The sequence below is a fragment of the Streptomyces sp. NPDC053493 genome (genome assembly GCF_044544825.1).
GTDB lineage: Bacteria > Actinomycetota > Actinomycetes > Streptomycetales > Streptomycetaceae > Streptomyces.
On sequence record NZ_JBITXS010000002.1, the window covers coordinates 312866 to 321438 of the forward strand.

Annotated in this window: 8 protein-coding genes and 1 pseudogene; 5 read left to right on the top strand and 4 right to left on the bottom strand. The window is 73.9% G+C overall.

Annotation, left to right across the window (positions count from 1 at the left end; genetic code table 11):
• Positions 1-31: 31 nt before the first annotated feature.
• Positions 32-1666 carry an amidohydrolase gene (locus ACIGO8_RS07100; protein ID WP_399725146.1) on the bottom strand — a complete coding sequence of 545 codons (1635 nt, stop codon included), beginning with the start codon at positions 1664-1666 and terminating at the stop codon, positions 32-34.
• 212 nt (positions 1667-1878) lie between these two features.
• Between ACIGO8_RS07100 and ACIGO8_RS07105 the strand changes: the two genes are divergently transcribed.
• Complete coding sequence (locus ACIGO8_RS07105) at positions 1879-2598, top strand: TetR/AcrR family transcriptional regulator (protein ID WP_399725149.1); 720 nt, start codon at positions 1879-1881, stop codon at positions 2596-2598.
• A gap of 55 nt (positions 2599-2653) precedes the next feature.
• Positions 2654-3556: pseudogene (locus ACIGO8_RS07110) on the top strand (tellurite resistance/C4-dicarboxylate transporter family protein); the annotation flags it as partial.
• Between the two features lie 25 nt (positions 3557-3581).
• On the opposite strand, the gene ACIGO8_RS07115 reads toward ACIGO8_RS07110, so the two are convergent.
• Complete coding sequence (locus ACIGO8_RS07115; RefSeq protein ID WP_399725152.1) at positions 3582-4082, bottom strand: winged helix-turn-helix transcriptional regulator; 501 nt, start codon at positions 4080-4082, stop codon at positions 3582-3584.
• Between the two features lie 134 nt (positions 4083-4216).
• Between ACIGO8_RS07115 and ACIGO8_RS07120 the strand changes: the two genes are divergently transcribed.
• The 3 genes from ACIGO8_RS07120 to ACIGO8_RS07130 are packed head-to-tail and all read left to right on the top strand — an operon-like array spanning position 4217 to position 7064.
• Positions 4217-5677 carry an MFS transporter gene (locus ACIGO8_RS07120; protein ID WP_399725155.1) on the top strand — a complete coding sequence of 487 codons (1461 nt, stop codon included), beginning with the start codon at positions 4217-4219 and terminating at the stop codon, positions 5675-5677.
• Between the two features lie 11 nt (positions 5678-5688).
• Positions 5689-6486, top strand: a complete 798-nt coding sequence (locus ACIGO8_RS07125; protein WP_399725157.1) for a thymidylate synthase — start codon at positions 5689-5691, stop codon at positions 6484-6486.
• A 44-nt stretch (positions 6487-6530) separates the two neighbouring features.
• On the top strand, positions 6531-7064 hold the full coding sequence (locus ACIGO8_RS07130; protein ID WP_399726765.1) for a dihydrofolate reductase: 534 nt from the start codon (positions 6531-6533) through the stop codon (positions 7062-7064).
• A gap of 222 nt (positions 7065-7286) precedes the next feature.
• On the opposite strand, the gene ACIGO8_RS07135 is transcribed toward ACIGO8_RS07130, so the two are convergent.
• On the bottom strand, positions 7287-7823 hold the full coding sequence (locus ACIGO8_RS07135) for a GNAT family N-acetyltransferase (protein ID WP_399725160.1): 537 nt from the start codon (positions 7821-7823) through the stop codon (positions 7287-7289).
• Positions 7824-8052: 229 nt separating this feature from the next.
• The gene (locus ACIGO8_RS07140; protein ID WP_399725163.1) at positions 8053-8427 is read right to left on the bottom strand and encodes a winged helix-turn-helix transcriptional regulator; all 375 of its coding nucleotides are present in this window, start codon (positions 8425-8427) and stop codon (positions 8053-8055) included.
• Positions 8428-8573 lie beyond the last annotated feature (146 nt).

An 8573-nucleotide genomic window follows, 5' to 3' on the forward strand; every position in this document is an offset into this window, starting at 1 on the left:
TCACGACGGGGCGGCCGGCCACGCGGGCGGCTCAGCCCTCGTGGACGAGCGCGCCGCCCACGTAGGTGCGTTCGACCCGCGCCTCGGCGATCTCCTCCGGCGGCGCGGCGAGGATGTCGCGGTCCAGGACCACCAGGTCGGCCAGATGGCCCGGCAGCAGACTGCCGGCGTCGTCGTGGCCGTTCACATGGGCCGAACCGGCGGTGTAGGCGGCGAGGGCGCTGAGCAGGTCGATGCGCTGCTCGGGCAGGAACACGCGCGCGTCGGTGGCGTCCGGTTCGCGGCGGTTCACGGCGACGTGCAGGCCGGCGAGCGGGTCGGGACTGGACACGGGCCAGTCGCTGCCCGCGACGAGGGTCGCGCCCGCCCGCAGCAGACCGGCGAAGGGATACTGCCAGGCGGCGCGTTCCGGCCCCAGGAACGGGATCGTCAGCTCGTCCATCTGCGGCTCGTGCGCCGCCCACAGCGGCTGGATGTTCGCGAGGGCGCCGAGCGCCGCGAAGCGCGGCAGGTCGTCGGGGTGGACGACCTGGAGATGGGCCAGGTGGTGGCGGTTGCCGCGCCGCCCGTTGGCGGCCACGGCGGCCTCGACCGCGTCGAGCGCCTCGCGGACGGCACGGTCGCCCAGGGCGTGGAAGTGGACCTGGAAGCCGAGGGCGTCCAGCGCGGTCACATGGCCGCGCAGGGCCTGCGGGTCGACGAAGCTGAGGCCGCTGTTGGCCGTGGCGCAGCCGCAGCCGTCGAGGTACGGGGCGGTCATCGCGGCCGTGAAGTTCTCCGCGATCCCGTCCTGCATGATCTTCACCGATCCGGCGCGGAACCGTCCGTACGTCAACTCCTCGCGCCGCGCGACCAGTTCCGGGATCTGCTCGGCGCCGCGCTCGCGGTCCCACCACAGCGCGCCGGTGACGCGGGCGGTCAGCGAGCCGTCCCGCGCGGCGGTGCGGTAGGCGTCGGACGGGTCGGGCATCCCGTTGAAGGCGCCGAGCAGGGCGTCCTGCCAGCCGGTGACGCCGAGGGAGTGCAGCAGCCGCTGCGCGCGCAGCAGACCGGCGAGCCGCTCCTCCGGTGTGCTCGGCGGTACGAGACGGGCGACCAGGTCGGTGGCGCCCTCCTGGAGCATGCCGCTCGGGAAGCCGTCCGCCTCGCGCTCGATCCGCCCGTCGGCCGGGTCCGGCGTGTCGGCGGTGATCCCTGCGAGTTCCAGGGCGCGGGTGTTGGCCCAGGCGCCGTGGTGGTCCCGGTTGGAGAGCAGCACGGGCCGGTCGGGCACCACGGAGTCGAGCAGCTGCCGGGTCGGCAGCCCGCCGGCGAAGCTCTCCATCGACCAGCCGCTGCCGGTGATCCACTCCCGGTCGGGGTGGGCCTCGGCGTAGGCGCGGATCCGCTCCAGGCAGCCGTCGGCGTCGACGACGCCGGTCAGGTCGCACGCGGCGAGTTCGAGGCCGCCGCCGACCGCGTGGACGTGGGCGTCCTGGAAGCCGGGGATCAGCAGCCTGCCCGCCAGGTCCACGACCTCCGTGCGGGGCCCGATCAGCTCCCGCACCTCGTCGTGGCCGACGGCCGTGATCCGGTCGCCGCTGACGGCGAGCGAGGTGGCCCGGGTGCGGGCGGGATCCATGGTGAGGACGGGGCCTCCGGTGAAGACCAGATGGGCCTGTGGCATGACGTGCTCCAGAGCGTGCGGTGCGGAGAGGACGGCGGGATGACGGCAAGACGGCGGGACGGCAGGACGGCGGGACGGCGGGACGGCAAGACGGCAAGACGGCAGGACGAAGGTGACGGGCGAGGTGGCGAGGACGCCGGACGCCGGACGCCGGACGCCATGCAATCCGGCCGGCGTTTACACGTCAATGGTGTTGTCATAAGGTCCGGGCCATGGCCGAACGCGTGGTACCCGAGGAGCGCCGGCGGCGCCGCCGACCGACCAAGCGGGGCGCGGTGCTCTCCGAACGCCTCATCTTGGAGACGGCGTTGCGCCTGGTCGCGCAGCACGGCGCCGACGCCCTCTCCGTACGCAGGCTGGGCGCGGCCCTCGGCGCCGACCCGAGCGCGCTCTACCGCTACTTCCGCAACACCGACGCGCTGCTCCTCGCCCTCGCCGACGAACTCGTCGGCCGCGCCCAGGAGGGCTGGGCGGCCACCGGCGACTGGCGCGAGGACCTGCGCTCGATGGGTCTGCGCATCCACGCCTCGTATCTCGCCAACCCGCAGGCGGCGGTGCTCGCCGCCCACCGGACCACGGGACGCCGCCACGAGACGCGGGCGGTCGAGCGGATCCTCGGCATCCTGCGCACCGCCGGCTTCCCCGACGCCCTCGCGGTGCGCGTCTACCACGCCTTCGTCGACCAGGCCCTCGCCTTCGCCGCCCAGGACGCCGCCGCGGCGGCCCTTCCTCCGGCCGCCGCCGAGGCCGACGCCGGGGTCTGGCGCTCGGTCTACGGCCGGCTCCCGGCCGACACCCACCCGCACATCGCCGCGACGTATCCGCTCCTCGCCGCCGACATGCGCGACAGCGGCTATCCCTTCGCCCTGGAACTGATGCTCACGGCCGTCGCCGCCCTGCACCCGGACGCGCGGGCCACGCCCTCCGGATGAGCCGAACGAGCGCCGCCCGCTGGCGGGGCGGGCGGAGCGGCGCTGCGATGAGGGCATGGACAAGCGCGGTCCCGCCGGGCGGGGCGTCTCCTGGGCGGCCCTGTCGCCGGCGACGGGTGCGGCGGTCATGGCGACCGGCATCCTCTCGGTCGGTCTCCACCTGACCGGCTTCGAGGTGCTGTCCCTCCTGGCGCTGTGCCCGGCCACGGCGCTGTGGCTGCTGCTCGCGGCCGACTTCGCGCTGCTGCTCGCCGGCGACCGGCCCCGCTGGGCGGCGAGCGCGGTGACACCATCGGCGCTGACGGCGGTGGCGGCCACGACGGTCCTCGGCGTGCGCTACGAGCTCCTCGGCGCGACAGCGGTGGCGGTGGCGCTGCTCGTGCTCGCCGTGCTGCTGTGGCCGGTGCTGCTCACGGCGGTGGTGCGGCACCTGGAGCGGCCGGCGCCGGGCGCCGCGTTCCTGATCTGCGTGGCCACGCAGGGCATCGCGGTCCTCACGGCCGTCCTCGCGCCGCGGGCCGGCGAGTGGGCGGCGTGGACGGCGCTCGGGTTCTTCCTGCTGGGACTCGTGCTGTACGGCGACGCGCTCACCCGGTTCGACTTCCGGCAGGTCGTCCGCGGGGCGGGCGACCACTGGATCGCGGGCGGGGCCATGGCGATCTCGGCGCTCACCGGCTCCAAGCTGCTCGCCTCGGGCGTGTGGGCGGGTGCGGCGGAGCAGGCGTTGCGGACGACCACGTTCGCGCTGCTCGCGCTCGACCTGGTGTGGTGCGCGGTGCTGCTGTGCGGCGAGTGCGCGCGCCCGCGCCTCGCGCACGACGTCCGGCGCTGGGCGACCGTCTTCCCGCTCGGCATGAGCGCGGTGGCCGCGCTGTCGGTCTCGGCGGCGACCGGCGTCGGCTGGCCGGGCGTCCTCGGCCGGGTCCTGCTGTGGATCGCCGTCGCCGCCTGCCTGGCCACCACCTACGGCTTCCTGCGCACGCTCAGCCGGCGACGCCCGCGGCCCGCTCGCCGTACGCCGCCCTCTCCTCGTACGGCGCAGTCTCCCCGTACGCCGCCGCCTTCTCGTACGCCGCCCGGTCGTCGTACGCGGCGCGCGCGGCGGCGATCTCGTCCTGGTGGTCCTCGGTCCAGGTGACGAGGGCCTGGATGGTCCGGTGCAGCGTCCCGCCCAGCGGGGTGAGCCGGTAGTCGACGCGCGGCGGGACGACCGGGTGGACGGTGCGGCGCACCAGGCCGTCGCGCTCCAGCTGGCGCAGGGTCACGGTGAGCATGCGCTGGCTGATGCCGTCGATCTCGCGCCGCAGTTCCGTGAAGCGCAGGGTACGGCGGTCGAGCAGGGCGATGACGAGCAGCGACCACTTGTCGGCGACGCGGTCGAGGATCTGGCGGACCTCGCAGCCCTCCCGCGTGTCCCACTGGCGTGCCCGGTCGTCCTCGGTTCCCGTGCAGTGACTCGGTGACTTCGAAGTGCCTTCTTCCATGGTCGTTCAGGGTGCACCAGGATCGAGGCGGTAACAAGAGGGAACCGACGGGCAGTTGGGTAACCGCCCGCGCATCGCCGTTCCCGCCTTCCCTCCCCTCCCTCCCCTTCCTTCTCTCGTCGAGGAGCCGTCCTGTGTCCAAGCCGTCCCCTTCGCGCACCTGGGGAGTACTCCTGGTGCTGTGCGGAGCGATCTTCCTCGAAGGCATCGACGTGGCCATGCTCAACGTGGCCCTGCCGTCGATCCGCGCCGATCTGAAGCTGTCCACCGGTGAACTGCAGTGGGTGATGAGCGCGTACGTCGTCGGTTACGGCGGGTTCATGCTGCTGGGCGGAAGAGCGGCGGACCTCTTCGGCCGGCGGCGGATGTTCCTGTCCTGGCTCACCGTGTTCCTGCTCTTCTCCGGCCTCGGCGGCTTCGCCGACGACGGGCCGACACTGATCGTCGCCCGCTTCGTCACGGGTGTCGCCGCCGCCTTCATGACTCCCGCCGGGCTGTCCGTGATCACGACCCACTTCGAGGAGGGGCCACGGCGCGACAAGGCCCTGCTGGTCTACTCCGGCACCGCCGCCGGCGGGTTCTCCGTCGGCCTGGTCGTCGGCGGGCTGCTGACGTCCGTCGACTGGCGCTGGGTCTTCTTCGCGCCGGTGGTCCTGTCCTTCCTGATCCTGGTCGCCGGCTTCGCGCTCGTGCCCAGGGCCGAGCGGCCCGACCGGGCCGGACGACGCGTCGATCTGCTCGGGGCGCTCTCCGTGACGGGCGCGATCGTGCTCCTCGTCCTCGCGGTCGAACGCGCCGCGCACACCACGGCCGCCTGGACGCTCGGCACGCTCCTCGCCGGCCTCGCGCTCCTCGCCGTCTTCGTCCTGACCGAGCGCCGCGCGCCCGCCCCGCTCGTACGCCTGGGCATCTTCCGCAGCCGCTCCCTGGTGCGGGCCAACCTCGTCGCGCTGCTCTTCGCCGGCGGCTTCTTCGGCTTCCAGTTCGTCGCCGTGCTGTACCTGCGGGAGCTGCGGGGCTGGTCCACCGTCCAGACCAGCCTGGCGCTCCTGGTGATCGGCATCGACGCGGTGCTCTCGCCCACGCTCACCCCGAGGCTCGTCGACCGCTTCGGCCACGCCAAGGTCATCCTGGGCGGCCTGCTGCTGGCCACACTGGCGTACGCGCTGTTCCTGCCGGTCGGCGCCGACTGGACGTACGCGGCGATGTTCCCCGCCTTCGTCACGCTCGGCCTGGCGTTCTCCCTCGCGTACGGTCCGCTCACCATCGTCGCCACCGACGGCGTCGACGAGGAGGAGCAGGGGCTGGCCGGCGGCCTGCTCTACACCTCGTTCCAGTTCGGCGCCGCCCTCGGCCTGTCCTCCGTCACCGCCGTCCTCGTCGCGGCCACCGCCGACACCGGGTCCCCGCGGGCCCTGCTCGACGGCTACCGTGCCGCCCTGGTCGTGCCGCTCGCCGCGGCCGCCCTGGCCGCGGTGATCGGCGCCCTCGGCCTGCGCCGGCGCCCGCGTACGGGGGCCGAGGAGGTCCGTCCCGACGCGCCGGCCCGCGGGCACGCGGAGGCGGCGGACCTGACCGGGCCACGGCGGCAGTAGACTCATCAGCCATGGCGGACACCCAGTACGAAGACCTGTTGAGGCTGGTGCTCACGTCGGGCACGGCGAAGGCCGACCGGACGGGCACCGGCACCCGAAGTGTCTTCGGACACCAGCTCCGCTACGACCTCTCGCAGGGATTCCCGCTGGTCACCACCAAGAAGGTGCACCTGAAGTCGATCGTCCACGAGCTGCTGTGGTTCCTGCGCGGCGACTCGAACATCGGCTGGCTGCACGAGCACGGCGTGACCATCTGGGACGAGTGGGCCGACGAGAAGGGTGAGCTCGGGCCGGTCTACGGCGTGCAGTGGCGCTCCTGGCCGACGCCCGACGGCCGGCACATCGATCAGATCAGCCAGGTCCTGGACACGCTGCGCCGCGATCCCGACTCGCGCCGCATGATCGTCTCCGCCTGGAACGTGGCCGAACTGGACCGCATGGCGCTCGCCCCGTGCCACGCCTTCTTCCAGTTCTACGTGGCCGACGGCAAGCTCTCCTGCCAGCTGTACCAGCGCAGCGCGGACCTCTTCCTCGGTGTCCCGTTCAACATCGCGAGCTACGCGCTGCTCACCCACATGGTCGCCCAGCAGACCGGCCTCGAGCCCGGCGACTTCATCTGGACGGGCGGTGACTGCCACATCTACGACAACCACGTGGAGCAGGTCACCGAGCAGCTCTCCCGCACCCCGTACGACTTCCCGGCACTGCGCCTGCGCAAGGCCGACTCGCTGTTCGACTACGCGTACGCCGACGTTGAGGTGCTGGACTACCGGCACCATCCCGCGATCAAGGCGCCGGTCGCGGTATGAGCGACGACACGAGCGGTGGTACGGCTGACGGCACGGGTGACGGTGTGAGCATCGGGCTGATCTGGGCCCAGACCCTCGACGGCGTGATCGGTGCCGGCAACGCGATCCCGTGGCGCCTTCCCGAGGACATGGCGCACTTCAAGGCGACGACGCTCGGCCGGCCCGTGATCATGGGGCGCAGGACCTGGGACTCGCTGCCGGCGCGGTTCCGGCCGCTGCCGGGCCGGCGCAACATCGTGGTCACGCGCGATCCACGCTGGACGGCGGAGGGCGTGGAGCGCGCCGGTTCCGTCGAGGCGGCGCTCGCCCTCGCGACCGGCCCGGCGGACCTGGCGGAGCCGACGGACCCGGCGGAGCCGACCGGCTCGGCCGACGCGTGGGTGATCGGCGGCGGCGAGATCTACCGGGCCGCGCTGCCCCACGCCACGACGCTCTCGGTGACGGAGGTGGACTCCCCCGTCGCCGGCGACACCTACGCGCCGTCGCTCGACCCGTCCTGGAAGACCGCCGAGGACACCGGCTGGCTCCGCTCCACGACCGGCCTGCACTACCGCATCCGCCGCTACACCCGCCCGTAACCGGCCCCCCGCGTCGACGACACGCGGCCGTCCTCGGTGCCCGCCGTCTGCCGGGCGCGCGGCGCCGCGGCGAACGGGCGGCCGAGCGGGCCGAGCAGCCCCGCCGCCGCCCCGGCCTTGGGTGGCTTCGGCGGAGACGACGGCTCTGGCTTCGGTGGAGGCTTCTGAGCTCCAGCCGGTGCGAAGGTGGGCCGGCGCGGGTGGCGCCGGCCCACCGGGCTGCTACTGCCCGAGGTGGTCCCGGGTCAGGCGGAAGCGGGCCACGGCCTCGGTCTCCTCGGCCGCGCCGGCGTCGTCGCGTGCGAAGCCGGCCTTCTCCAGGACGCGGAGGGAGGCCGGGTTCGGCAGCTCCACGCCGGCGGCCACGGTGTGGACGCCGGGCGCGGCGAGCGCGAAGCCGGCGAGCGCCCTGGTGGCCTCGGTGGCGTAGCCACGGCCGCGTCGGGAGGCGACGACGCCGTAGCCGAGTTCGAGGACGCCCTCGGCGGGCGGCCAGAACAGGCCGATCGATCCCACGACGAGACCGCCGTCCCGCTCGATGATCAGCCGGTGGCCGTACGGGCCGAGCCAGTCCGGGTGGTCGCCGAGGAGGGTCGCGATGACGGTGTCGCCTTCGGAGGGAAAGTCTCCGGCCCAGCCGGCCGGCCGCTCGCCGGTCTCGCCGTCGAGGACGGCGAGCACCTCGGCCGCGGTCCACGTACGCAGGACGAGCCGCTCGGTGGCGAGCTCGGTGTGGTCCTGGGAGGAAGAGGAATGCACAGGTGACTCCTGGTCGTCGGTACGACCCGGACCGCGCGCCATGGCGTGTCGCCACGCGTCGTATCGCGTCGCGTCAGCGCGCGGACCGGAAAAGGGCATGCTGAGGAAGGCCGTTGACGGCCATATTCATCAACCTCCCTGGTCCGAATCCCTGTTCACGCACGTACGGCGCTGCGCCGACCCTAACAGAACGGGCCTGCCGGACGACCGGGCCGACGGCGAGGCCGGGTCAGCGGGTGTCGAAGCGTTCCTGGGCGGCCAGGACGGTGTCCGCGTAGCGGGCGGCCCAGCTGCCCATCGCGCGGATGGGGACCAGGAGTGCCGTGCCGGCCTCGGTGAGGGCGTAGTCGACGCGCGGCGGCGCCTCGGCGTAACGGCGGCGCCGCACGAGGCCGTTGTACTCCAGTCTCCGCAGCGCGTCGTTGAGCACCTTGGGACTGATCCCGCCGATCCGGTCCAGGAGGGCCCGCGGGCGCATCGGGCCGTCCTCGCCGAGGACGAAGACCACCACGCTGTCCCACCGGTTCGCCAGGACCTCGAAGGCGACCCGCGCCCGGCAGTCCGCCGCGAACCCGTCCCCCGCCAGCTCCTCGCGCTCTCCCATGCGCCCATCCTGCCGGGGGGGGGGGCCCCCCCCGGGGGGGGGGGGGCCCCCCCCCCCCCCCCCCCGCAACAACAACGCGGCCGCCCCGCCGAGGGGGCCCACCCAGACCCGACGCCGAAGAGGGGCCCGCGGGGGGGGCCCCCGCC